Annotated in this window: 20 protein-coding genes; 12 read left to right on the plus strand and 8 right to left on the minus strand. The window is 35.9% G+C overall.

Annotation, left to right across the window (positions count from 1 at the left end; translation table 11 throughout):
- Positions 1–3: 3 nt before the first annotated feature.
- Positions 4–729: a TrmH family RNA methyltransferase gene (locus SB679_RS02335; RefSeq protein ID WP_410700629.1), complete on the minus strand. Its 726-nt coding sequence runs from the start codon at positions 727–729 to the stop codon at positions 4–6.
- On the opposite strand from SB679_RS02335, the gene SB679_RS02340 reads away from it, so the two are divergent.
- A complete protein-coding gene (locus tag SB679_RS02340) occupies positions 715–3,312 on the plus strand; it encodes a BamA/TamA family outer membrane protein (RefSeq protein WP_410700630.1) in 2,598 nt (865 codons plus the stop codon). The two genes, SB679_RS02335 and SB679_RS02340, sit on opposite strands and share 15 nt — an antisense overlap.
- On the opposite strand, the gene SB679_RS02345 is transcribed toward SB679_RS02340, so the two are convergent.
- Entirely contained in the window at positions 3,309–3,926 is a 618-nt protein-coding gene (locus SB679_RS02345; RefSeq protein WP_034714656.1) for a vancomycin high temperature exclusion protein, read from the minus strand. The genes SB679_RS02340 and SB679_RS02345 overlap by 4 nt on opposite strands.
- A complete protein-coding gene (locus tag SB679_RS02350; RefSeq protein WP_410700631.1) occupies positions 3,923–5,047 on the minus strand; it encodes a 2Fe-2S iron-sulfur cluster-binding protein in 1,125 nt (374 codons plus the stop codon). Before SB679_RS02350 ends, SB679_RS02345 begins: the two co-directional genes overlap by 4 nt.
- A 32-nt stretch (positions 5,048–5,079) precedes the next feature.
- Between SB679_RS02350 and SB679_RS02355 the strand changes: the two genes are divergently transcribed.
- The 8 genes from SB679_RS02355 to SB679_RS02390 all read left to right on the plus strand — a co-directional run bounded on the left by SB679_RS02355 (position 5,080) and on the right by SB679_RS02390 (position 14,582).
- Positions 5,080–5,643, plus strand: a complete 564-nt coding sequence (locus SB679_RS02355) for a TlpA family protein disulfide reductase (protein ID WP_410700632.1) — start codon at positions 5,080–5,082, stop codon at positions 5,641–5,643.
- Between the two features lie 24 nt (positions 5,644–5,667).
- Positions 5,668–6,639: an iron chelate uptake ABC transporter family permease subunit gene (locus SB679_RS02360; protein WP_410700633.1), complete on the plus strand. Its 972-nt coding sequence runs from the start codon at positions 5,668–5,670 to the stop codon at positions 6,637–6,639.
- A 435-nt stretch (positions 6,640–7,074) separates the two neighbouring features.
- Entirely contained in the window at positions 7,075–7,998 is a 924-nt protein-coding gene (locus tag SB679_RS02365; RefSeq protein ID WP_410700634.1) for an ABC transporter ATP-binding protein, read from the plus strand.
- Positions 7,999–8,163: 165 nt separating this feature from the next.
- Positions 8,164–8,616, plus strand: coding sequence for a MarR family winged helix-turn-helix transcriptional regulator (locus tag SB679_RS02370; RefSeq protein WP_034714785.1), 453 nt, complete (start codon positions 8,164–8,166; stop codon positions 8,614–8,616).
- Positions 8,617–8,671: 55 nt separating this feature from the next.
- Positions 8,672–11,065, plus strand: coding sequence for a 3-hydroxyacyl-CoA dehydrogenase/enoyl-CoA hydratase family protein (locus SB679_RS02375; RefSeq protein ID WP_410700635.1), 2,394 nt, complete (start codon positions 8,672–8,674; stop codon positions 11,063–11,065).
- Positions 11,066–11,104: 39 nt separating this feature from the next.
- Positions 11,105–11,467: a four helix bundle protein gene (locus SB679_RS02380; protein WP_410700636.1), complete on the plus strand. Its 363-nt coding sequence runs from the start codon at positions 11,105–11,107 to the stop codon at positions 11,465–11,467.
- 41 nt (positions 11,468–11,508) lie between these two features.
- Positions 11,509–12,687: an acetyl-CoA C-acyltransferase gene (locus SB679_RS02385; RefSeq protein ID WP_317739666.1), complete on the plus strand. Its 1,179-nt coding sequence runs from the start codon at positions 11,509–11,511 to the stop codon at positions 12,685–12,687.
- 119 nt (positions 12,688–12,806) lie between these two features.
- Positions 12,807–14,582: an acyl-CoA dehydrogenase family protein gene (locus SB679_RS02390; RefSeq protein ID WP_410700637.1), complete on the plus strand. Its 1,776-nt coding sequence runs from the start codon at positions 12,807–12,809 to the stop codon at positions 14,580–14,582.
- Positions 14,583–14,664: 82 nt separating this feature from the next.
- Here SB679_RS02390 and SB679_RS02395 read toward each other — a convergent pair whose 3' ends face one another.
- Both SB679_RS02395 and SB679_RS02400 read right to left on the minus strand, forming a co-directional pair.
- Entirely contained in the window at positions 14,665–15,507 is an 843-nt protein-coding gene (locus SB679_RS02395) for a GNAT family N-acetyltransferase (RefSeq protein ID WP_410700638.1), read from the minus strand.
- 212 nt (positions 15,508–15,719) lie between these two features.
- Positions 15,720–16,304: an outer membrane beta-barrel protein gene (locus SB679_RS02400; RefSeq protein ID WP_410700639.1), complete on the minus strand. Its 585-nt coding sequence runs from the start codon at positions 16,302–16,304 to the stop codon at positions 15,720–15,722.
- Between the two features lie 304 nt (positions 16,305–16,608).
- Between SB679_RS02400 and SB679_RS02405 the strand changes: the two genes are divergently transcribed.
- On the plus strand, positions 16,609–17,055 hold the full coding sequence (locus tag SB679_RS02405) for a phosphohydrolase (RefSeq protein WP_410700640.1): 447 nt from the start codon (positions 16,609–16,611) through the stop codon (positions 17,053–17,055).
- On the opposite strand, the gene SB679_RS02410 is transcribed toward SB679_RS02405, so the two are convergent.
- Complete coding sequence (locus SB679_RS02410) at positions 17,052–17,768, minus strand: DUF2490 domain-containing protein (protein WP_410700641.1); 717 nt, start codon at positions 17,766–17,768, stop codon at positions 17,052–17,054. The two genes, SB679_RS02405 and SB679_RS02410, sit on opposite strands and share 4 nt — an antisense overlap.
- 71 nt (positions 17,769–17,839) lie before the next feature.
- Complete coding sequence (locus SB679_RS02415; protein WP_410700642.1) at positions 17,840–19,651, minus strand: TonB-dependent receptor plug domain-containing protein; 1,812 nt, start codon at positions 19,649–19,651, stop codon at positions 17,840–17,842.
- Between the two features lie 473 nt (positions 19,652–20,124).
- Here SB679_RS02415 and SB679_RS02420 point away from each other — a divergent pair, with 473 nt between their 5' ends.
- Positions 20,125–21,210, plus strand: a complete 1,086-nt coding sequence (locus SB679_RS02420; protein ID WP_410700643.1) for a hypothetical protein — start codon at positions 20,125–20,127, stop codon at positions 21,208–21,210.
- Between the two features lie 5 nt (positions 21,211–21,215).
- Complete coding sequence (gene uvrA, locus SB679_RS02425; protein ID WP_410700644.1) at positions 21,216–24,008, plus strand: excinuclease ABC subunit UvrA; 2,793 nt, start codon at positions 21,216–21,218, stop codon at positions 24,006–24,008.
- 73 nt (positions 24,009–24,081) lie between these two features.
- On the opposite strand, the gene SB679_RS02430 is transcribed toward uvrA, so the two are convergent.
- Positions 24,082–24,717: an NAD(P)-dependent oxidoreductase gene (locus tag SB679_RS02430; protein WP_410700645.1), complete on the minus strand. Its 636-nt coding sequence runs from the start codon at positions 24,715–24,717 to the stop codon at positions 24,082–24,084.
- Positions 24,718–24,854 lie beyond the last annotated feature (137 nt).

A 24,854-nucleotide genomic window follows, 5' to 3' on the forward strand; every position in this document is an offset into this window, starting at 1 on the left:
GATTTACTTTGAAAAAAGCTGTCCTAAAATGATTCCCGCTGCCATAGATACATTAAGGCTTTCTGTAGACTGGGATTTTCCAAACCTTGGAATACTTATACTTTTCTGAAGCAATTTTTCCGTTTCAGGTCTCATTCCGCTTCCTTCGTTACCTAAAACTAAATTCATTTTTCCCGGCTTTTCAAAACGGTAAATATTTTCTCCTTCCATATCGGTCCCGATATTTATATTTTCTGTATTGGAAAGATAATCCACAAGATCGCAATACACAACATTGACTCTGGTAAAAGATCCCATACTGGCCTGAATTACTTTTGGATTGTAAAAATCAACTGTATCTTCACTGCATATGATCTGCTCTATTCCAAACCAATCTGCCAAACGGATAATTGTTCCCAGGTTCCCGGGATCCTGAATTCCATCCAGTACAAGCTGAATACTCTGATCTTCAAGTTTTTCCTCCGGCTTTAGATAGCATACCGCAACAGAATCTTTTGGATTTTGCAGGAAACTAACTTTTTTAAGCTCATTATCAGATACATGAGTGATGGGGGAATCGGTCCGGTCCAATTTTTGCGGATCGGTTGAGAATATTTCTTTAATTTTAAAATTAGAATTGGGAAGTTCGCAAATGATTTTATTACCTTCAACCAAAAACAAATTGTATTTTTGTCTGAACTTCTTTTTATCTAAAGATTGTAAAACTTTTATTGTATGAGCTGTAAGCATTTTAAGAATTCTCCTCAAAAATATTATAAAATTATCTCACTTGCAACATTTGTTGGTCTCCTTTATGCTTGTAGTACAACAAAAAAAGTTCCAAACGGCGAATATCTGCTTACCAAAAACAATTTTGAATTCGAAGATAAAAAGGAATTTTTTGATGATGAGCTAAAAGGATACGTCCAACAGAAACCTAACAAAAAGCAGCTCCTTTTCATGCCGCTAAGTTTGGGATTCTATAACATGGCCAACCCGAAGTATGACACCATTCTCAATGAATACATGACCTACCCGAGTGAAATGAGAAATCAAAAACTCAGAGATTCTCTTTTCATTAAGTATGACATGAAAAGCAGTGTGGGAAAAAGCCTGTTTTTAGATCGTCTTCTGCACAGCTGGGGAAGTCTACCTGTCATTTTAGACCAGACAAGAACTACAAAAAGTGCTGAATCTATCGATAAAAGACTTACATACAGAGGATTTTGGGATGGTCAGGTAACCTTTAAGCATGATCTGGATTCAACGGCGAAAAAAGCTGCGGTAACGTACTTTATTAAGCATAATGATCCTACCTATATCAAAGACTATTACTTTAATATTACCGATCCCGGCATCAAAAGCCTTTATATGCAAAAGCTGGATAAAAGTCTTGTAAGATCCGGAAAAATTCTTGATCAGACCGTTCTCGAAAAAGAGGTAACAAGGATTAATGAGCTGATGAGGGAAAAGGGCTATTACCGGTTCAATAATTCCAATGAGGAAATCTTCTTTGTAGCAGATTCCTTAAAGAGCAGAAAGCAGGTTCCTTTAACACTTGAAATCCATAGAGATTCTGCAGATCACCCTTATAAAGTGGCTACTATAGGAAATATAGATGTCGCCATTGTAGATGAGGCGGGTGATTATCCTAAAAACACCATTAAAGATAGTCTAAGAAGAGTAAGATTCCATAAGATGAATAATAATTATAAGACATCATCATTATGGAGAGCGGTTATCGTAGATCACAAACAGGTATATGATCAAAAAAAGCTGGATCTTACGAAAAGAAATTTCCTGGCAATGAATAATTTCAGTATTCTAAAAGCCAGAGATTCCTTAAGAAGAGGCGGCGGAATTTCTCCTAACGACAGTATTATTGATGTTTTATATATATTGAAACCACTTCCTAAATATGAATTAAAATTGGGAACAGATATTAATTATTCCCAGATTCTGAACTTAGGGGTTTCTCCTTCTGTAGACCTTACGACCAGAAATGTTTTTAAAGGAGCAGAAAACCTTTCAACAAGTCTTTCAGGGACCTTTGGTTCTATCAGAAGTACCAAAGATATCAGTAACAGAGTTTTGGCTTATGAGATATCTGCACAGGCTTCTCTTAATTTCCCAAGACTATTGCTGCCTTTTGATTATTATAAACTCCTGCCTAAGAGATACACTCCTACTTCATCTATTCTTTTAGGGGCATCGGTCCAGAATAATATTGGTTTGGGAAGAGTAAACTTTAATACAGGGCTTAATTATCAGGCTAACGTAAATGATCAGGTATCACACAGACTAACCCTTTTCAATACCCAGGTCAGTCTTACCAAAAATAAAGATGCCTATTATGATTATTTTGTAAATGACGATAAAGTAAGAAGTGAAATATTTGATAATTATTTTGCACACAGTCCTGAGACCGAGGCAAAGTATAAATCTGGTGAACTGAGTATTGATAATGTATCCCGTATGATCGTTGAAGATAAAGGATACTATGCAACGCTGAACCAACAGGGTGTTGATCTTTTCACAGCCTTTAAAGGAACTTTGGTCAATAAAGACCGTCAGACACAAGATATCCTTATCTCTTCCATGATCTATAATTTTGTATATAGTGAAATCGGTAAAAAAGATTATCCAAATGCTTTTTATTTCAATGGAAAGCTAGAGCTTGCGGGCAATATATTAAGTATATTCAACCAGAAAAGAGATGAAGGGGGAATTGTAACGAACCCGCAACGAACTATTTTCGGGATACCGTATGCACAGTTTGTAAAGTTTGATATTGATACCAGAAAATACTTCAAGTTCGGTAACCAAACTTTGGTATTACGCCAATTTATTGGGGTCGGTATTCCGTATGGAAACTCTAAAAACATGCCTGTTATTAAATCATATTTTAACGGAGGTTCCAATGATATCAGAGCCTGGGTAGCGTTCGGAGGATTAGGTCCTTCAGACTCTCAGGTAGATGAAAGAGTGCGAAACTATATGACAGACAATATAAAATTGACTACGAATATAGAATACAGGGTTCCTTTCAACGATATGTATGAAGGGGCGTTATTTACAGATATTGGAAATACCTGGAGTGTCCGTAATTATAACGATGGATTCGGAGACGAGTTTAAATTCAATAAATTCTTAGGACAGATGGGTATCGGTAGTGGATTTGGATTGAGGGTAAATGTTGCCTACATCACATTCAGACTGGATCTTGCTTATAAGATTTACGATCCGAATAAACCGGATGGTGACAAATGGAGATTCAAGAATTTCCAGCCTTTTAAACCGACCTTAAACATTGCTTTCGGATATCCTTTCTAATCCGGAGAAATACCCAATGTAAAATACACTACAGCAATCACTCTGGCGAGTATCTCTCTGGATTGATTCCTGTAGTAACTTTCAGGCTTCGTTACATCCTGAGCATCAAATCCTAACGCATTCATATTATTATTTCTCGCAAAAAATAAAGCTCTTAAATTATGGAAACCCTGAGAGACTATAATTACATTTTTCTTTTTATAAACGTCTTTACAGCGTAAAATACTTTTATAGGTGTTGAACCCTTTAGGATCCTCAATGATAATTTCTCCCGGAACCCCTTCCTGATATACCAGATAGTTTTTCATCGCAGCAGGTTCATTATAACCTTTGCTTTTTTCTCCGCTCACAATAATTTTTTTGATCTTTCCGTGATGGTATAGAAGGGCTGCGGCATCCATTCTTTTGGTAAAATAAGGATTAGACAAACCTGATCTCATTTTAGGTGAAGTTCCCAGCACCAAAGCTATTTCACGGGGTGGTATTTTTGATATTTTAGTATAAGTTCTTCCGTTCGTAAGGCCAAAAACCCAGGCATTACAAAAACATATCAACAGAATTCCTATTTCTATTGATATAAAAGTTAAGTTAAATATGTTTTTTACGGCTCTCAACTAAGATCAAAGTTAAGCTTTATTTTCTTACTTTTTGCAATGGACATGCAAGCTAAAATCCGTCCCTGCGCTTCTTCTTTTTCCGTTAGATATTCATTTTCGAGCAGCTCCACTTCTCCTTCTTCAAGATAACATTCACAACTGCCGCATATACCCGATTTACACGAATACGGAACCGGAAATTTTTGGGTCAGTAACTGTTGCAAAATCTTTTCTTTATTATCAGGAAGTACTGTCTGATACGTTTTTTCCAACATTTTACATTCTACTTCGATCTGTTCAATCAAAGGGAATTCTTTTTCGACCGGGTAAATATCGTCATTAAATTCTTCAAAAAGTTCAAAATGAATATTCTTTTTAGGAATTCCATGATGATAACAGGCATTAGCCAATGTTTTGATCATATCACCTTTTCCGCAAATCAGAACTTCGTCTACTGCATCCCAGATCGTAGATTCTTCATCCGTATCATCCAAATGCAAAATTTGATTGATGATTAAATTCAGCTTTTTCGCGTCCAGTCTTCCATAAAAAAATGGGTCCGCCGTATTTTCCCGTGAAAAGAAATAAAAAATCTGCAGCCTGTCTCCGTACTTTTTGGTAAGATTGTCCAAAAGATCTCTGTAAATTAATTCCTCCGAGCTTTTGTTTCCGAAGAATAGAAAAAGTCTGGTTCTCGGCTCATTGTGAAGAATATTTTTGAAATGGCTTATGATCGGAGTAATTCCAATACCGGCAGCAAAACCAATGATCGTTCTGAACTCACTGGGTTTAGATCCTAACGTGAATCTGCCACTAGGTTCTCCTACTTGCAGCTGATCACCTATATTATAATTTTTGAAAAGTTGGGAAGTTGTTCCGTCAGAAGAATTTACTTTAATTCCCAGACATATTTTTTTTTCATACGGAGCAGAGGTCATCGAATAATCATGAATCACTTCCTCTCCATAAGATTGAAATTTCACACTTACATACTGACCTGCCTCAAACTTGAAATTATCCTGTAAATTCCCGGGAATATCGAACTCCAGAGAAAAAGTATTTTTGGTTAGTTCTTCCTTTTTCGCTATTTTTAGCCAATGAAACTGTATCAGTTTCCCTTTATAGATTTGTTGTTCCATACTTCAATTCAAAAATAGATAAAAAATAATTTATGAGAAAGATAATTTTAGCAACGCTTGTTCTGTTTGCCCTTTCAAGCTGTAAAAAAGAAACTCAGAAGACAGATGCAAACACTAAGCCGTCTGACTCACTTTCTACCACAGAAAAAACTGGTTCAGAATCAAATGCCTTTGTTTCTCCTGAAATTTCTTCTGAAAAACTAGGCCAATATTTAGCGAAAAATAATGACACATTATATGTTACTAATTTTTTTGCAACCTGGTGCGGACCGTGTATGAAAGAAATTCCTCATTTTAAGAATAAAATGGCAGAACTGAAAGGAAAACCTGTAAAATTTACTTTCATAAACCTGGATGAAAAATCTGACTGGTCCGGTGCTGTGAAAAAATTCGCTGATGAAAACGGACTTGCTCATAATATTGTTTTATTAGACGGTAAAAAACTGGATCATACCTTCTTTGCAAAGAACTTTAAGCAATGGGATGGTGGTTCAATACCTTTTACTTATATGAGAAAAGGCAATACAACTGATGAATTTTTGGGAATGATGACAGAAGAGACCTTAAATGCCAAGATCGCGTCTCTTTTAAAATAAAACCTACATCGTTTATTTAAAATAATGTCAAAAAAATTTAAAATCCTGTGTTTATTTTCTTTAATCGCAATTATTATTGCCGCGGTTATGAATATGAACACGGGATTTTTGAGTTTACATTTTCAGGATTTTTTTCAAAATTCAGACCATAGCCAGATCGCTGAAATCCGGGTCAACCGTATTCTAGTCATGCTCCTGGCAGGAATCTCAATTCCTACATCGGGATTTTTAATGCAGGAGTATTTTCAAAATCCTTTAGCAGGACCGGATATTCTGGGAATTACTTCGGTAGCCAGTTTATCTGTGGCATTCTACATTTTTTTCTCCCATGATTTCCTACTTCCTGAATTTCTTCAGAACAGCTTTCTCAGTTTATCAGCTATTGCCGGAAGTTTGGCACTGATGCTTGTCTTGTTATCCATGTCTAATAAATTTCAGGATAAATCATATCTTATTATTTTCGGGTTTCTGGTTTCGGCATTTGCAGGAGCTATTGTTTCTCTGCTTCAGTTTTATGCTGAGAATCAAAGTTTGAAAAACTACATTTTATGGTCTTTCGGGGCGAATAATATGGTGACGAGAAATCAAATCTTCGTGTTACTCATTTTAGTGTCAATAGGTATGTTTATCTGTTTTAAAACTATAAAACCCTTAATTGGCAATTCATTGGGAAGTTCATATGCTCAAAGTTTGGGAGTGAATTTGCAACACTTAAAACTTCTGATCATCCTTGCCTCTTCCCTGCTTTCCGCCTCTATTACGGCATTTTTAGGACCTATTTTATTTATTGGAATCATTGTACCTCATTTCTGCAGACTGATCTATAATCCGGCAAAACTGTGGCAGCAATGGATTCTGAATATGCTATTGGGAATGTTGATTATGTTGTTATTTTCTACTGTTGCAGAAAAAACTCAAATACCTTTGAATGTGATTAGCTCTATCTTTGGAATTCCGGTAATCCTCATGATGCTTTTAAAGCAGAATAAAGTATGATGTTTTGAAAATGAATTTATTGGTAAATTGCAAAGACGCAAAACATTTCAATAAACAAAAAATTATAGCAGCTAAAAGTTTTTGTGACTGATTTTGACCACAGATTTCTCAGATTGACACAGATGATAGCGTTAAATTCGCGCAGATGATGGAAACCGGGCAATTTTTTTTCTCATGATAAATAAAATCGTAGATTTTTAACCTTAAGTGTACTTTTTGCAGTATAATTTTAACTTTAAAATAAGCTAAAGCGTTTAAAAACTTTTGTGACTTTTGTGGTTAAAATCAGCATTCAGAACAATAACAAACACAAATTAAAAAAAATAAAAAAATTTATAAAATAGAATTAAAATTTAAGTTTTCTAAAATTTTATTCCTTCCTAAAAACACTATTTTTGTAAAACAAATCTGCGCCTTTGCGATAAACCAATAAGAATGCATCTACAAATCAAACAAGCAAACATCGGTTATGATACAACTTTAATTTCAAATGCTGAGGCAAGTTTGAATTTAGGAGATGTATGCTTGTTGATCGGCAATAACGGAGTAGGAAAAACAACGCTGATTAAATCTATTTTACATCAGATTCCGTTATTGAATGGTGAGATCTTTATTCATCATAAAAGCATAAAAAATCTTTCTGTAAAAGAAATCGCTGAACATATTGCTATTGTTTTCTCAAAATCTGTTGTTCCTCAGAATTATACGGTTGAAGACTTGATTTCACTGGGAAAATACATTTACTATCCTTTCTATTTTGAATTAAAAAAAGAAGACCGGAATGAAGTTTCTGCTATTATCTATGAGCTGGACTTAAGTCAATATAAACACACACTTCTTAAAAACCTATCCGATGGAAATCTTCAGAAAGCATTTATAGGAAGAGCATTAACGCAGAACTCTCCTATCATCATTCTGGACGAACCGACGACACATCTTGATGAAAAGAATAAAATAATCATTCTCAAAACCCTTAGAAAATTAGCAAAAGACCAGCAAAAACTTATTTTGTTTTCTTCCCATGACTGGCGGCTGGCAAAAGAATTTGCAGATAAGATATGGTATGTAAAAGACGGTCATTTACACTCAGGAATTGTTGAAGATGTCCTGTTACAACATGAAGAACTTACCAACGCTTCTCTCTTTCAGGTAAACGAGAATTTTATCCCTCCTAAAATTACAGCTCCTGATTTTTATAAGGAAATGCTCTATTCTTTGTTGCAAAAAAACTTCCAAAAAGACCTCTCTTCCTTCCATTTTGAGTTCCAGAATCCATTTTGGACAATCTCTAAGGAAAGCACCAGACACCAATGCGAATATTTTGAAGATATCGTTAATTTCATCAAAAACATTCATTAATACTTAGTTTTCATTGATGTATCGATATACTATGCATGCATAGTATTATGCTAATCATACAATTTAACCATCTACATATCAGGTTATTAACAAAATTTAACGTTAATAAATACTATGCATGCATAATATTTACTAAATTTGGGTAAAACCATTTCAGCAAAAATGATGGATCACAACAAAGATAAAATTGAAAATGTAGATTTAGTATTAAAACAGACCTGGTTAGCTGTTTCTAAAATGTACACAGAACTTGCCCAAGAGCATGATTCTACGGCCGTTCAGGCCCTTACCCTCCTAAAGATCGATCCTAAAGAAGGAACCAGAAGTACCAATCTGGGACCTAAAATGGCCATTGAGCCTACTTCTTTAACACGGATCATAAAATTATTGGAAGACAATGGATATATCTATAAAGAAAAAACGACCACTGATAAAAGAGAAGTGATCATTAAACTTACAGATAAGGGATTGAATTCAAGAAATATGTCTAAAGAAGTTGTTGTCAATTTCAATAAAAAAGTGATGGAAAAAATTGCTCCTGAGAAAATAGAAGTATTTAAGGATGTAATGCATGAAATCATGAAAATTGCCAACGAATTATTGAACAACAGAAAATAAATTATAAAGAAGCCGCAAGGTTATCTATGATTTTAGAAATAATAAAAATTTACATATGAAAAGAAGAATCAAACATGTAACGGTTCTTGGCTCAGGAATTATGGGAAGCGGTATTGCAGCTCACTTTGCCAATATTGGCGTAGAAGTATTGCTGTTAGACATCGTTCCTTTTGAACTGACCGAAGCAGAACAAAAAAAAGGTTTGACCAAAGATGACAAAGCAGTAAGAAACCGAATCGCTGCTGAAAACTTTGAAAAACTGAAAAAAGCAAGCCCCGCACTGCTCTATTCTCCAAAATTTGCAGATAGAATTAAAGTGGGAAACTTTGATGATGACTTACAAAAGATAAAAAATACAGACTGGATTATTGAAGTAGTGGTTGAAAGACTGGACATCAAAAAATCAGTGTACGAAAAAATTGAACAGTTCAGAATACCGGGTACCTTGATTTCTTCTAATACCTCAGGAATTCCTATTCACTTTTTAACAGAAGGAAGAAGCGATGATTTCAAAAAATATTTCGCAGGAACTCACTTTTTCAATCCAGTACGATACCTTCCTCTTTTAGAGATTATTCCAACTAATGATACGGATCCAGAGATCATAGATTTCTATATGACTTATGGTGCTAAATTTTTAGGTAAAACGACTGTTTTAGCAAAAGATACGCCTGCGTTTATTGCCAACAGAATTGGGGTTTTCTCTATTATGGATCTGCTTCATAACGTTCAGAAATTAGGCTTAAATGTTTCTGATGTTGATAAATTAACAGGTCCTGTTATCGGACGTCCTAAATCAGCAACGTTCAGAACAGCGGATGTGGTAGGTCTTGATACTTTGGTGATGGTTGCCAACGGCGTACGTCAAAGCGGTGCTGAAGCCAATGATTTCAATGATGTATTTGCCCTTCCTGATTATATCCAGAAAATGATGGATAATAAGTGGCTGGGGTCTAAAACGCAGCAGGGATTCTATAAAAAAGTGAAAACGGCAGATGGAAAATCTGAAATTCATGGATTAAACCTTGAGACTTTAGAATATGAACTTCAGGGAAAATCTTCATTCCCTACGTTAGAATTAACAAAAACAATTGATAAACCCATCGACAGATTTAAAGTGTTGATCGGCGGAAAAGATAAAGCAGGAGAATTATACAGAAAATCCCTTGGTGCCCTATTCGCTTATGTTTCTCATAAAGTTCCTGAAATCTCTGACGACATCTATAAAATTGATGATGCCATGAGAGCCGGTTTTGGATGGGAAAACGGGCCGTTTGAAATATGGGATGCCGTTGGTGTTCAAAAAGGTATTGAATTAGCCAAAGATGCAGGTTATGAAGTTTCCGATTGGGTTAAAAATGTAGAAACATTCTATAAAGTTAATGATGAAGGACAAAGCATTTATGTTGATAAAAATTCCGGCGAATATAACAAAATTCCGGGTCAGGATGCCTTCATTATTTTAGATAATATCAGAAAAAACAAAACGCTTTGGAGTAATTCCGGAGCTTCCATAGAAGATCTTGGAGACGGAATTATTAACTTTGAGATTCGGTCAAAAATGAACTCTCTTGGAGGAGAAGTGCTTGACGGATTAAACAGAGCCATTGATTTAGCTGAAAAAGAATACGACGGTTTAGTGATCGGAAACCAGGGAACAAACTTCTCTGTAGGGGCCAATCTGGCAATGATCCTTATGATGGCGATTGAGCAGGATTGGGATGATTTGAATATGGCGATTGCTTACTTCCAAAAATCAATGATGAGAGTACGTTACTCCTCTATTCCAGTAGTAGTGGCTCCTCACGGAATGACTCTTGGTGGTGGCTGCGAGATGACCATGCATGCAGACAGAGTGGTTGCCGCAGCAGAAACGTACATCGGATTAGTAGAAACCGGAGTTGGAGTAATTCCTGGTGGTGGTGGAACGAAAGAATTAACATTAAGAACTTCAAGAGAATTCCACAGTGATGATGTGAAAAACAACAGACTTCGTGAAGCTTTCATGAATATCGCAATGGGAAAAGTAGCCACTTCAGCATACGAAGCCTACGATATGGGAATTCTTGAAAAAGGAAAAGACATCGTTTCCGTAAGTAAAAACAGACAGATTGCAGAAGCTAAAAAAATAGCAAAACTCTTAGCAGAACAAGGATATACACAACCTATTGAACAGAAAGTAAAAGTATTAGGTAAGGACGCATTAGGAATGTTCTATGTAGGAACAGACCAAATGTTAACCGGAAAATTTATTTCTGAACACGACAAGAAAATTGCCGATAAACTGGCCAATGTAATGGTTGGTGGAAATCTTTCTGAACCAACAGTCGTAACTGAACAATATTTATTGAATCTTGAAAGAGAAACATTCCTGCAGCTTTGCGGGGAAAGAAAAACATTGGAGAGAATTCAGTATATGTTACAAAACGGAAAACCATTGAGGAATTAATTTTTTCTGTACAATGTAAAAAGTATTAATGTATTCACGATGCACAATTTTAGAGATTTAGAAGTTTGGATAAAATCGATGAAGCTTTGTAAAATATTTTATTTAGCATCAGGCAATTTTCCTAAAGATGAATTATTTGGATTGACATCACAGTCAAGAAGAAGTCTTTATTCAATTCCTTCTAATATTGCTGAAGGTGCGGGTCGTGATACAAATGCTCAATTTTCACATTTTTTAAATATTGCATTAGGCTCTTCGTTTGAATTTGAAACGCAGATTTTAATAGCGAAAGATTTAAATTTCTTTAAAGAGGAAGACTTTAATATCATTTATTCAGAAATTAAGCACATACAGAATATGCTCGCTAAATTGAAGCAAAAAATTAATACTCAAACATTTTAACATCATAAATACATTTTACATTAATACGTAATACAACAAAAATGAAACAAGCATATATAGTAAAAGGATTTAGAACAGCGGTAGGAAAAGCACCTAAAGGTTCCCTTCGCTTTACTCGTCCCGATGTAATGGCGGCAACCGTAATTGAAAAATTAATGGCTGAACTTCCGCAATTAGATAAAAACAGAATCGATGACCTTATTGTAGGAAATGCAATGCCTGAAGCTGAACAAGGCTTAAACGTTGCCCGTTTAATTTCTTTAATGGGTTTAAATACAGATAAAGTTCCCGGAGTTACAGTAAACAGATACTGTGCATCAGGAAGTGAGGCGATTGCGATTGCTTCTGCTAAAATTCAGGCAGGAATGGCTGATTGTATTATTGCAGGAGGTACAGAATCAATGTCTTATATTCCGATGGGTGGTTACAAACCAGTTCCTGAAACGGAAATTGCAAAAACAAACCCTGATTATTATTGGGGAATGGGTTATACTGCCGAAGAAGTTGCAAAACAATATAATATTACAAGAGAGGAACAAGATCAGTTCGCTTTTGAATCTCACATGAAAGCTTTAAAAGCGAATGCTGAGGGTAAATTTGCCAACCAGATTGTTTCGATTCCTGTAGAATATAATTTTCTGGATGAAAATCAGAAAATGCAGACTAAAAAGTTTGATTTTTCAGTCGATGAAGGTCCAAGAAAAGATACAAGCTTAGAAGGTTTAGCAAAATTAAGACCTGTATTTGCCAACGGAGGAAGCGTAACAGCCGGAAACTCTTCTCAGATGAGTGACGGAGCTGCTTTTGTAATGGTAATGAGCGAAGAAATGGTGAAAGAATTAGGCCTTGAGCCGGAAGCTAGATTAGTAGCATATGCTGCTGCAGGTCTTGAGCCAAGAATCATGGGAATGGGACCTATTTATGCGATTCCAAAAGCTTTAAAACAGGCTGGTCTTGAATTAAAAGATATTGAATTAATTGAATTGAACGAAGCCTTTGCATCACAGTCTGTGGCAATCAAAAAGGAATTGGGACTAAATCCTGATATCCTTAACGTCAACGGTGGTGCTATCGCTCTTGGCCACCCGCTTGGATGTACAGGAACTAAATTAACCGTTCAGCTTCTTGACGAAATGAGAAGACGTGGAAACAAGTACGGAATGGTTTCTATGTGCGTAGGGACGGGACAGGGAGCAGCTTCGATTTTCGAACTTCTTTAAAATGTATTGATGTATTTACGTAAAATGTATTCATGAGGCGCAAGCCAAAATCATTAGTACATTTTACATGAATACGTTAATACAAAATCAAAAAATCCAATTAAAAAACAAAAAAACATATGGCTACATTAAAAGGAGGAGAATTCCTGATCAAGGAAATCCCTGCAAACGAAATTTTCAGTCTTGAAGAACTAAGTGAAGAACAAAAAATGCTTCGTGATTCTGCGAAAGAATTTATTGAGAGAGAGGTTATTCCGCACCACGATCGTTTCGAGAAAAAAGACTATGCATTGACAGAAGAAGCAATGCGCAAATTAGGCGAAATGGGATTGTTAGGAATTACCGTTCCTGAAGAATACGGCGGTCTTGGAATGGGATTTGTGAGCACAATGTTGGCTTGTGATTATGTTTCAGGAGGAAACGGTTCATTAGCAACAGCTTATGGAGCCCATACCGGAATTGGAACACTACCAACTCTTCTTTACGGAAGTGAAGAATTAAAAAAGAAATATCTTCCGGATTTAGCTACAGGTACAAAATTCGGAGCGTATTGTTTGACTGAACCGGATGCTGGGTCTGATGCAAACTCAGGAAAAACAAGAGCAAAATTATCCGAAGATGGAAAACATTACATCATCAACGGGCAGAAAATGTGGATTTCAAATGCAGGTTTTGCAGATACTTTCACTTTGTTTGCTAAAATTGATGATGATAAAAACATCACTGGTTTTGTCATAAATCGTTCAGAATTAGAAGATCCAAACAGTTTAACATTTGGTGAAGAAGAGCATAAATTAGGTATTCGTTCATCTTCTACTCGTCAGGTTTTCTTCAATGATATGAAAGTTCCTGTAGAGAATATGTTGGGTGAAAGAAACAATGGTTTCAAAATCGCTTTGAACGCATTGAATGTTGGTAGAATTAAATTAGCTGCAGCAAATCTTGACGGACAAAGAAGAATCCTAAATCACTCGATTCAATATTCAAACGAGAGAAAACAGTTTGGAGTTTCAATCTCAACTTTCGGAGCAATCAGAAAGAAATTGGCAGAAATGTCAACTGGGGTTTTTGTAAGTGAAGCTGGTTCTTACCGTTTAGCAAAAAATGTTGAAGACAAAATTGAAGAATTGGTTTCCGGCGGAATGGACCATCAAGAGGCTGAACTAAAAGGAGTTGAAGAATTCGCGGTAGAAGCTTCTATTCTGAAAGTTTTTGTTTCTGATCTTACTCAAAATACAGCCGATGAAGGAATCCAAATCTATGGTGGAATGGGATTCTCAGAAGACACTCCAATGGAAGCTGCATGGAGAGATGCAAGAATTGGAAGAATCTATGAAGGTACAAATGAAATCAACAGACTTCTTGCGGTTGGAATGCTAATAAAAAGAGCAATGAAAGGAGAATTAGACCTTCTTTCTCCTGCAATGGCTATCAGCAAAGAACTGATCGGAATCCCTTCATTTGAAGTTCCGGATTATTCAGCGTTCATGAGTGAAGAAAAGGCAATTATCGCGAACCTTAAAAAAGTATTTTTAATGGTTTCCGGTGCAGCGCTTCAAAAATTCATGATGGATATTGAAAAACAGCAGCATTTATTATTGAATGCTTCTGAAATTCTTAACCAGATCTACATGGCAGAATCAGCAGTATTAAGAGCGGAAAAACACTTCTCTCAGGATTCTGTGGAAGCAGCAATGGCTCAGTTAAACCTTTACAAAGCAGTAGAGAAAATCAATGTGGCCGCTAAAGAAGGAATTATTTCTTTCGCTGAGGGTGACGAACAGAGAATGATGCTTTCCGGATTAAGAAGGTTTACAAAATATACCAACCATCCGAATGTAGTGGCTTTAACTGAAAAAATTGCCGCTCACTATGTAGAAAAAGGAGCTTATTAGTCTTTATATATTTGATTTCAAAAGCGTCTCAAATGAGACGCTTTTTTATATTGTTGATGGTAAAAAATTGAGTTGATTATTATTAAATCTCTTTGCTCATTTCAAACTGTACCACTTTTTCTGAAAGTCCGATTTTCTGTAAAAAACCAAGGGAAGAAGCAGAGTCATGATCTACGTTATATACATATATCTCCTGCCCTTTTCTTGCTGTATTGACCCACTCAAATAAACTGCTGCCAATTCCCATTCTACGGTACTCAGCAGACACTGCAAACTGATGGATCTTCCCTGATTCCGCATTGAAAATGACATATCCTACAGGTACATGATCCATATACGCTACGACAGTACTGCAAAGACTTTTACCATTTTCTATCGTCTGAACCGTATTCTGCCAGGATGGAAGTATATCCCAGAAAGACATAAATGTATCCCATTGAAATTCAGAAACCGATTGTATAATGACTTCTTTATTGAATTTCAGAATATCCAGTTTTCCTGAAAAACAGTCTAGTTTTCTCGAAACGGCATACCCCATTTTTTCATACGCTCTAACGGCAGGCTTGTTTTCCTGTATCACTTCAAGAATCATCTTTTTAATATGTAGCTCCTGTAATTGTGGAAGCAGTTCTTCATACATCGCACCGACTAATCCTTTTCCTCTGTATTCGGGTATTACTCCTGTTCCGGCATTATAAACCGTTGGTACAGCTGTATTATTTCTTAAGCCATGAAGCATAAATCCTACGATTTTACCAGATTCAAAAACACCCAGAGATAATTCAGGTTTGATATCTTCCGCTGTAATTTTAGATTTCAATTGCTCAACAGTCAATCTGAAAGGCACAATATAATCTGAAAATGACCGATTAAAAACAACAACCAATTCTTCTGTTGAAGTACCTTTTAAATTCCTAATTTCCATAATTCAACAATTTCTTTTTTTTAGTTTAAAATTTGTAAAATGCCCATCATATCAGCCAAAACAGGCGCTATAAAAGTACTTTATTTCTTTGAGGTCGTTCAGTAATTTTTAAAAAACTTTATTTATTTTAATCAATATTATAAAATATCGGACAGGCGTAAAAAAAGAGCTGCCTCAATGGAGACAGCTCTTTTTTAATAAAGTACCACTTCTTATTTTCTAAGTCCGAAGTTTTTAGAAATACCGATGTTAACAGATTTACCAAAAGAAAAATCGAATGTACTGCTTTTTGCATCAGAATTCTTATCGTTCAAATTGTTATACCCAATTCCTCCGATATTAAAGTTCAGTCCGAAACTGTTCTTGAAATTGATGAATAAAGCCGGTGTGAATTGTACATACATCCCGTTAGCTTTAGAAACAAAATCCTGGTTCAATATCGTCTGAGTAGCTTTCTGACCCTGGTATCCAATCCCTAGGTCTCCATATATAGCAAATGTTTCGTTAAAAGGCTGGGCATATCTTACAAACCCTCCTATTTTGTCTGTATTTACTTTATACGCATCCGATATTTTATTCGTACCGAAAGAAGCGCTAACCCCTGCAGTCCAATGATCTGCAAACTGATATCCTACTGTAGGAGAAAATTCGAACTTGTTTGTAGTGTCTGAATTGTTGAGTACATCCGTGTTTTTGGTAGAACTGTATGCAATGTTACCTCCTACTAATAATGTGTTTTTTTGAGCACTAGCTAACCCGAAAAAGGCAATCGCCCCGGTTAAGAATAATTTTTTCATAAAGTGTTTTAAATTTTGAGGAACAAAAATAACTTCTTTTATATCAATACAATAGACATTTTTTATGATTTTAATCATATTTTTTAAGGTTTTTTTAACAATAATACAATTCTTAATGATTGTTGCTGATTGAACTTCCCTGTTAATTCTTCAAAATTTAGACAAGATAATATTCAAACTACAAGAGTTCAGCTACTTATTTATCAAATGAAACAGAGCGATAAGAACAGGTAAAAATAATTTCTTTAAAAAATGCGTTATTATTTCTTACATTTTTTATTTTTGTATCCTATTTTCCCTTGGAATGACAAAAGAAGAAATGCTCCACAGAGCAATAAAAATAGCCGATAAGGCACATAAAGGACAAACTGATAAATACCATGCCCCATACATTGCCCATGTAATGCGAGTAATGGAGTACGGAAAAACGATGGACGAAAAAATCGTTGGAGTTTTACATGATGTGGTAGAAGACCATCCTGAAGAATTCAGTCTTGAATTTCTAAGAAGCGAAGGCTTCCCTGAAAACATCATTTTTGCAGTAAGCTGCCTTACGAAATATGATCCGGAAGAAGATTATGATGAATTTATCCAAAGAACTGAGAGATCACCTCTTTCCGTTGCGGTAAAATTGAATGATCTGCGTGACAATATGGATCTGCGAAGAGTCAACCGGGAGCTGACTCCGAAAGATATTAAAAGATTTAATAAATATTTGAAAGCGTATCGCTATCTGACTGAAAAATATTAATCTGCCCCAGGGAAATCATACGTTTTTACAGGATGTTTGGTTCCGTCTATATTGATATTTAAAGCAAGATAGATAAAATGCAAATTTCTGTTTCCAGCAGCGTCAAATTCACGCTGCCAAAGATATCCTGTAAGAACTCCGAAATAATCGTCGATCTGATATCCGAATCCGGCATATACTCTGTTTCTTGCAAAAGTAGGCTTCATTGGACTTACCAAGAACATTTCGTCATAGGCGTTCGCAAATACAGTCCCTTTTTGAATCGTTTTTGAATTTAAAGGGACACTTACGTTCAGACGGTAACGATAACGCATTCTCTGAGAAGTTTTATCGGTATTCGGCTCATAAAACCAGCTTTTCTCAATACGGAAACGGTTTTCAAATTTTACGATTCCTTTTTTCAGATCAATCACATCCTGAAGCCAGATTCTGAATTCCTCTTTGCTTAAATCGTGATTTTTATAGTTAACATATCTTCCAAGACCTACAAATGGTTTGTGGTTTTTGGTGAGATTGTATCCTACTCCTCCTTTTATCTCATAGTAATCGGGGTACGTGTAATCTTCATTGCCACGGAGCTGGCCTTCCCCATACAGGAAAAATTTGGGATGAAACTTATAAGTCAGAGTCACGGCATTGAAGCTGGAAATGTGATCCTGCGCTTTAAAAAAACACATACTTAAAACTAAACTCAAGCTTAAAAAAAGTTTCATAAAAAATTTTTGCAAATCTAATTTATTTAACAATTTGTTAATATTAACTTTTATTAATATCAACGTAACATCTACTTAATATTGATATTATAAGAAAATCCTACATGAAACCACCTTTGTGGCATTGCTACTCCAAAAGCTTCAGTGTACTGTGTATTGGTAATATTGTTGATTAACACATAGACCGAAAAATCTTTCTTGGAAAAACTAAGCTTTTCATCAAGAAGATTATAAGTTCCTAAGTTGACCCTTTCATTGTACCGGTAGACTAATTCATTGGTAAAATATTTCAAAAATTTCGTCTCCAGTTTAGTAACCAACTGATGCTTCAAGTTGTCCAGAATATATCGTGAAACAAAGCCGTTAGACTCTTTAAACTTACTGTCCAGATACGTATATCCTACAGAATATTTCAGCCAGTCCAATACCTTATGATTCACTTCTGCTTCTATTCCCTTGGTATCTATTTTTCCAACGTTCTGGGCATACCATACCGGATCATTTGCCGCATTTTTCACCCAATCGATAGAGTTGTTCGAGTTCCTCATAAAACCGCTAACCTTGGCTAGGATTCTGCTGTTCTGAAACTGATATCCTATTTCTGATGAAATCGCATTTTCAGGAAGCAAATTGGGATTTCCATGTTCTGTCATGCTTACATAATACAGGTCTGTGAAAGTAGGAACACGGTGAACTTTAGCAACATTTCCGTATACTTTATTATTTTGATTGAAATTATATCCTACATCCAATCCAGGATAGAAAAAATTTCCTTCTTTCGAATAATTAGCCCATGAAATCCCAGGACTGATATTTAATTTTTTATCCAGCAGCGAAAAATGGTGTTCAAAAAAAACTTGTGATACAAAACGGTTTCTTTCCCCTAAATTATTGCTCGCCAGAAATTCTTTTCTTAGCTCAACGCCAACTCCGGTTATTCCTAATCCCCATTGGTAGCTGGAATTAACTTCCCCACCGGCATTATTTCCAATGTGCATATTTCTGTAGCCATCAGGATTCTGTCGCTGATACAGGTACATATCCTGTCCTCTCCTCCAGTAAACATTTGAACTCAGTTTCAGATTTCCGAAAGTCTGCTGATGAGCGACACTTACGATAGAAGCCTGGGTTTCTTCATATTGATCTATTGCAGCTTTGGAAGCATAAAAACCGTTTGCTCCGAATTTTTTCTCCGAAAAACCCACCTGAAGCTTTAAATCTCCATTCTTTATGCTTAATCTACTTTGATAAAATACATTTCTGATCTCGTAATCCGTATTGTACATGTATCCCTGCGAAGTTGCGGAATTCGCCTGAAGTGAGTTGGAAAATTTTTCATTTCCCAGCTGTGCATTGAATCCGAAACCATAGGTCTCATAATCTCCGCCATCGGCACTGATCTTCACATGCTTTCCCGGATTTATTTTAGTAATAATATTGATGACTCCCGCGTACGCATTCTGCCCGAATCTTCTCGCCGCAGGGCCTTTTATGATTTCTATTTTTTCAACATCATCAAGATCCACCGGAATGTTCAATGAATTGTGTCCGGTCTGGGAATCATTCATTCTGATTCCGTTTAACAGGAGTAATACCTGTTCAAAAGAACTTCCTCTGAAACCGATATCGCTCTGTACTCCATTCGCTCCTCTCCTTCTGATATCCATTCCCGGAACCTGCTGAAGAATTTCATCGATACTGTTTGCCGGAGAATTGATAATATCTTCTTTGGTGATGACTGTAATATTCTGGTTCGCACTTTTATAAGGCGTAGAAATGAACTTACCCTGAAATTCAATACTTTCTATGTCTGTTGTTTTTTCCTGCGCCTGAATGGTCAATATGGTTCCAAGAAAAACAGCGGTTCCCAGCTTTTTTATCATGTCTTTATTTTACTTTTTAAGATTTCGTTAAGATTTCCCAAAAGTAGCATCGTTACTTAAAATAGGCAAATGATAGTTGTCATAAAAAAAGATGCAGTACACCAGGCACTGCATCTCTTGTTTTTTGGGAAGTAATCTTTATCTTTTTCTCATTAAATGTGTAACTAGATCTCTGAATAATTTTCTCATTTCTATATTACATATTTATGAATACAATTTTAAATAATTTTAAAATATAAAACAATAGAAAAATGAAAAAAGATAAAAAAATTACATTTTTCTCAAATTCTATTTTTAATCTGAAGAATATAACGGTGTGAATAGCAAGTGTCTATTATCTTATTTTCCTTTGCAGCCCGCATTAACTCTACTTTTATGCATCACCCTTTCAGAACGGATCAGATGTTGTACACATCCCTATTTTAAAGATGAAATTTTCACTAAAATTTCGTAATTTTGTGGGTCTTAATTTTATGATGCGAATAATCTTTCTTTCCATACTTTTTGCAGGCATTTCCATCAATGCTCAATTTACGTATCCTGAAGTAAAAATTCAGGATCCTGTACAGGAATTGGATACCCGGGAAGTATTCGAAAACAGGATTATCGGAAATAAAACCATCAAGGAAATTCAGACGACAGAAAAAACAGACAGCAAGACCGAGATCCAGATCAAAAAATTTGACAAAAACGGAAACATTATTTTCAGCAGCAAAGTTACAGAGCTCCCTCCAGGACGAGATAACTTTATTCCTCCTGGCCTTGTAGATTTTCCACAGGCAGGGAAAAGTGAATATAATACAACGCTGTCAGATGGCAGAATCATCTCATATGAATATTCCTCAGATCAGGGCAGACCTCATAAAAGTGAAATTTTTTATGATGATGAAAACAATATTTCGAAAATAAAGGAGCCTGATAAGAGTTCTGAATATTTTTACGAAAAAGGAAAACTGTCCAAAGCAATAACTTTCATTGGAGCCTCTCAGCAACAAAGTTCTTTTCAATATAATGCTGCAGGAAAAATGATTTCTTCAACGCATGCACTTATTTTCCCAAACGGGCAATCAAAATCAAGCTCCATAACTTTTGATTATGATAAAACCGGAAACATACTGGTATACAGATATAAAAACCCGGGTGATGGTGGCATCATAGAAAAACATTATACCTACAAAAACAATTCACTGGCAACATTTCTTTATACTATCGGGAAAAATATAAAGGAACAAAGAACCTACGAATACGATACAACCGGGAAGCTAACCGGAATGACAAAGACAGAATATGATTTTGGCTCGAATGTGGTAAAGGATAAAGCAATATTTCAATACCGTTACAAAAACGATCTTATTTCTGAAATTATTAGAATACAGGGATTTGACGATAGAAAAGCAACATATACGGATGTTTTTTCTTATGATAATCAAAACAGGCTTGCCAACATCAAGACTAAAGCCGGAAACAATATTTTTACCAATATTGATATTGTTTACGGCAAGAACACAATCACACTGAATACAGAGAAGTCTCAGTCAGTATATACTTTATATGAATAAAAGACATGGCTAAAACAATAGAAATAGATATAAAAAAACAGGTTTTCGTAAAAAACGCACACCTGAACAACCTGAAGCATATCGATGTCCTGATCCCGAAAAATAAACTGATCGTGATTACAGGAGTTTCCGGAAGCGGAAAGTCCTCTTTGGCCTTCGACACTATTTATGCAGAAGGACAGAGAAGATATGTTGAGAGTTTAAGCTCTTATGCACGTCAGTTCTTAGGTAAACTTGAAAAACCAAAAGTTGACGATATTAAAGGTTTGGCACCTTCCATTGCCATTCAGCAGAAAGTAATTTCTTCAAATCCCCGTTCTACAGTCGGAACTTCCACAGAGATTTACGACTACATGAAGCTGTTATTCGCAAGAGTTGGAAAGACTTTTTCTCCCGTCTCCGGGGAAGAGGTGAAGAAAGATTCGGTTTCTGATGTGGTGGATTTTATTAAATCTTCCAAAAAAAATACTTCATTTATATTAACGGCACCTTTAGAATATGATGCGGCTAATTTTAATGAAGCACTTAACGTTCTGAAACTGGCCGGATTTACCCGACTTGAAATCAATGGAAACCTGGCAGGAATTGAAGATCTGGAGAGCTTTGGATTCACTCCTGAAAAAGGAATGACCATTAATCTTGTCATTGACCGTTTTTCTTACGAAGAAGATGAAAATTTTCTTCAAAGATTAGCAGATTCTATTCAAATGGCGTTTTATGAAGGTCACGGGTATTGTTCGCTTAAAGATGCAGATACAGGAGTTGTTAAAGAATTTTCGAATAAATTTGAATTGGACGGGATGGAATTCCTTGAGCCTAACGTTCATTTTTTCAGCTTTAACAATCCTTACGGTGCATGCCCTACCTGTGAAGGGTATGGTAAAGTAATCGGTATTGATGAGGATCTTGTGGTTCCCAACAAAGCACTTTCTATTTTTGAAGATGCAATTGCTTCCTGGAAAGGCGAAACGATGAGCGAATGGAAAAAATCATTCATCAAAAAAGCAGGTGACTTCCCGATCCATAAGCCTTACCATCAGCTTACCAAAGAGCAGAAAAACTTTTTATGGAAAGGAGACGGTAAAGAAAGCTTCCCTTCTGTCAATAATTTCTTCAAAATGCTTGAAGAAAATCTCTATAAAATCCAGTATCGCGTTATGCTTTCCCGTTACAGAGGAAAAACCTTATGCCCTACCTGTGAAGGATTGAGATTGCGTGAAGAAACAAGCTGGGTAAAAGTAGACGGACACAACATCCAATCGATGATCGAACTCCCTCTGGATGAGCTTTTCCCAATGATAGAGGGATTAAAGTTATCAGAACACGATAAGGAAGTTGCTAAAAGACTTTTATACGAAATTACCACCCGTATCCAATTTTTATTAAAAGTAGGACTGGGATATTTAACGTTAAACAGAACATCCAATACCCTTTCCGGAGGGGAAAGCCAGAGAATTAATCTGGCCACAAGCCTGGGAAGTTCCCTGGTGGGATCTATTTATATTTTAGATGAACCTTCCATTGGACTGCATTCAAGGGATACAGAAAACCTAATTGGAGTCTTAAAAAATCTTAGAGATTTAGGAAATACCGTTATTGTGGTTGAACATGATGAAGATGTCATGCGTGCTGCCGATTATATTATAGATATCGGCCCGGAAGCGGGTTATCTCGGTGGTGAATTGGTTTTTGCCGGTGATTATAAGGAATTAAAGGATGCTGATACACTGACCTCAAAATACCTTACCGGAAGGCTGGAAATAGAAGTTCCCGCCAAACGCAGAAAAGCAAAAGAGTGGATCCATATTAAGGGAGCGAGGCAAAATAACCTTAAAAATATCGATGTAGATGTTCCTTTGGAAAGCCTTGTCGTTATTTCAGGGGTTTCCGGTAGTGGAAAGTCTACTTTAATGAAGGAGATTTTAACCAATGACATCCAGATCCAACTGGGAATGGGCGGAAAAAAAGGAGAATATGATTCGGTAGAATTTCCTAAAAAGCTCATTAAGCATATTGAACTGATTGATCAAAACCCTATCGGAAAATCTTCCCGTTCAAACCCTGTTACCTATCTTAAAGCGTATGATGACATCAGGGATCTTTTTGCTAAGCAGAAGATGTCTAAAATGATGGGCTACAAACCCAAGCATTTCTCTTTCAACGTAGACGGCGGAAGATGTGATGAATGTAAAGGTGAAGGAGTGATCAATGTTTCCATGCAGTTTATGGCTGATATTGAACTTGAGTGCGAAGTATGTAAAGGAACCCGTTTCAAAAATGAAATCCTGGAAGTAAGATTTGATGAAAAAAGCATTTCCGATATCCTTCATATGACGGTAGATGAAGCATTGGCATTTTTTAAAGACAATAATGAGGAGAAAATTGTAACCAAACTCAGACCTTTACAGGAAGTTGGTTTGGGATACCTTCAGCTGGGACAAAGCTCTTCTACCCTTTCCGGTGGTGAAGCACAGCGAGTGAAACTGGCTTCATTCCTAGTAAAAGGGGTAACTACAGATAAAACTTTATTTATTTTTGATGAACCTTCAACCGGACTTCATTTCCATGATATTCAAAAATTACTAAAATCGTTACAGGCTTTGATTGAGCTTGGACATTCCGTAATTGTTATAGAACATCAGCCGGATATTATCAAATCGGCAGATCATATTATTGATATTGGTCCCGAGGCTGGAAAATATGGTGGCGAAGTTGTTTTTGCAGGAACACCGGAAGAACTGGCGAAAGATAAAAAATCGCATACCGCGAAATACATTAAAGAAAAGCTTGAAAGCTAAATATAAATAGAGAGTCAGTATTTGACTCTCTATTCTTTTTATTTCTAAAATCTACTCGTTTAAAAACCAGGATTTAGATATTATACAAAAACGGACTTGCTTTAAGATAGGTTCCATCAAGAATCTGAGCAACCAGAAACTCTGACAGGTCTGCAGCACTGATCTTTTCCCCTACACAGTCTGTTAGATTGGCTTCTGTTTTACAATGTTCAGAAGTTGGGATAATCAAAGGAAGCCTTACCAACGTCCAGTCCAAATCACTGTTGACAAGAATTTCATATTCATCCTGTTTGTCCTTTGTTGTTTTGGGATAGTTCTGATACATCCAGTCTGTGGCTGCTTTTACTTTATCATTTTTATGATCAAAAGGGGTATCTACATTCAAGCCTGTAATGGCAATATATCTTTTGATTCCATGCAAATGCATCGCCCGGATAACATTATTGGTAGCATCCGTGAATATTGATTTTTCTCCAACAGGTTGTCCTATTTTACTGATGACTGCACTACAATCTTTAATAAGACAGCTTACAGCATCAAAATCTCTTGCATCTCCCTTGATCACCTCAATTAAAGGATTTTTCAAAGTGAAATTTTCAGGAGTGCGCAGTAATAATTTCATTGAAAGTCCTTTTTCCAGAAGATGTTGAACAAGGTAGTGCCCGGATTTTCCTGTGCCGCCTATCACGGCAATTGTATTTGTTTTCATAATGATCTCTTTTGTTTGTGAAAATGTATTGCCAATAATGAACAAGAGTACTTCATGTACATTGTCAAATTAGGTTTACAGTTTATTTAATAGTTGAATTAGGTTCAGAACATGTGAACCTTAAGATTTCAGGCAGT

It is taken from the genome of Chryseobacterium sp. SIMBA_029 (assembly GCF_046535275.1).
GTDB lineage: Bacteria > Bacteroidota > Bacteroidia > Flavobacteriales > Weeksellaceae > Chryseobacterium.

Bases quoted from the DNA above. Each gene is read 5' to 3' on its own strand.
- SB679_RS02375 (WP_410700635.1), top strand. From the start codon at position 8,672: ATGAAAAGAAGAATCAAACATGTAACGGTTCTTGGCTCAGGAATTATG.
- SB679_RS02370 (WP_034714785.1), top strand. From the start codon at position 8,164: ATGGATCACAACAAAGATAAAATTGAAAATGTAGATTTAGTATTAAAA.
- uvrA (WP_410700644.1), top strand. From the start codon at position 21,216: ATGGCTAAAACAATAGAAATAGATATAAAAAAACAGGTTTTCGTAAAA.
- SB679_RS02400 (WP_410700639.1), bottom strand. From the start codon at position 16,304: ATGAAAAAATTATTCTTAACCGGGGCGATTGCCTTTTTCGGGTTAGCT.
- SB679_RS02415 (WP_410700642.1), bottom strand. From the start codon at position 19,651: ATGATAAAAAAGCTGGGAACCGCTGTTTTTCTTGGAACCATATTGACC.
- SB679_RS02355 (WP_410700632.1), top strand. From the start codon at position 5,080: ATGAGAAAGATAATTTTAGCAACGCTTGTTCTGTTTGCCCTTTCAAGC.
- SB679_RS02360 (WP_410700633.1), top strand. From the start codon at position 5,668: ATGTCAAAAAAATTTAAAATCCTGTGTTTATTTTCTTTAATCGCAATT.
- SB679_RS02390 (WP_410700637.1), top strand. From the start codon at position 12,807: ATGGCTACATTAAAAGGAGGAGAATTCCTGATCAAGGAAATCCCTGCA.
- SB679_RS02335 (WP_410700629.1), bottom strand. From the start codon at position 729: ATGCTTACAGCTCATACAATAAAAGTTTTACAATCTTTAGATAAAAAG.
- SB679_RS02430 (WP_410700645.1), bottom strand. From the start codon at position 24,717: ATGAAAACAAATACAATTGCCGTGATAGGCGGCACAGGAAAATCCGGG.
- SB679_RS02340 (WP_410700630.1), top strand. From the start codon at position 715: ATGAGCTGTAAGCATTTTAAGAATTCTCCTCAAAAATATTATAAAATT.
- SB679_RS02405 (WP_410700640.1), top strand. From the start codon at position 16,609: ATGACAAAAGAAGAAATGCTCCACAGAGCAATAAAAATAGCCGATAAG.
- SB679_RS02380 (WP_410700636.1), top strand. From the start codon at position 11,105: ATGCACAATTTTAGAGATTTAGAAGTTTGGATAAAATCGATGAAGCTT.
- SB679_RS02385 (WP_317739666.1), top strand. From the start codon at position 11,509: ATGAAACAAGCATATATAGTAAAAGGATTTAGAACAGCGGTAGGAAAA.
- SB679_RS02410 (WP_410700641.1), bottom strand. From the start codon at position 17,768: ATGAAACTTTTTTTAAGCTTGAGTTTAGTTTTAAGTATGTGTTTTTTT.
- SB679_RS02365 (WP_410700634.1), top strand. From the start codon at position 7,075: ATGCATCTACAAATCAAACAAGCAAACATCGGTTATGATACAACTTTA.
- SB679_RS02420 (WP_410700643.1), top strand. From the start codon at position 20,125: ATGATGCGAATAATCTTTCTTTCCATACTTTTTGCAGGCATTTCCATC.
- SB679_RS02350 (WP_410700631.1), bottom strand. From the start codon at position 5,047: ATGGAACAACAAATCTATAAAGGGAAACTGATACAGTTTCATTGGCTA.
- SB679_RS02395 (WP_410700638.1), bottom strand. From the start codon at position 15,507: ATGGAAATTAGGAATTTAAAAGGTACTTCAACAGAAGAATTGGTTGTT.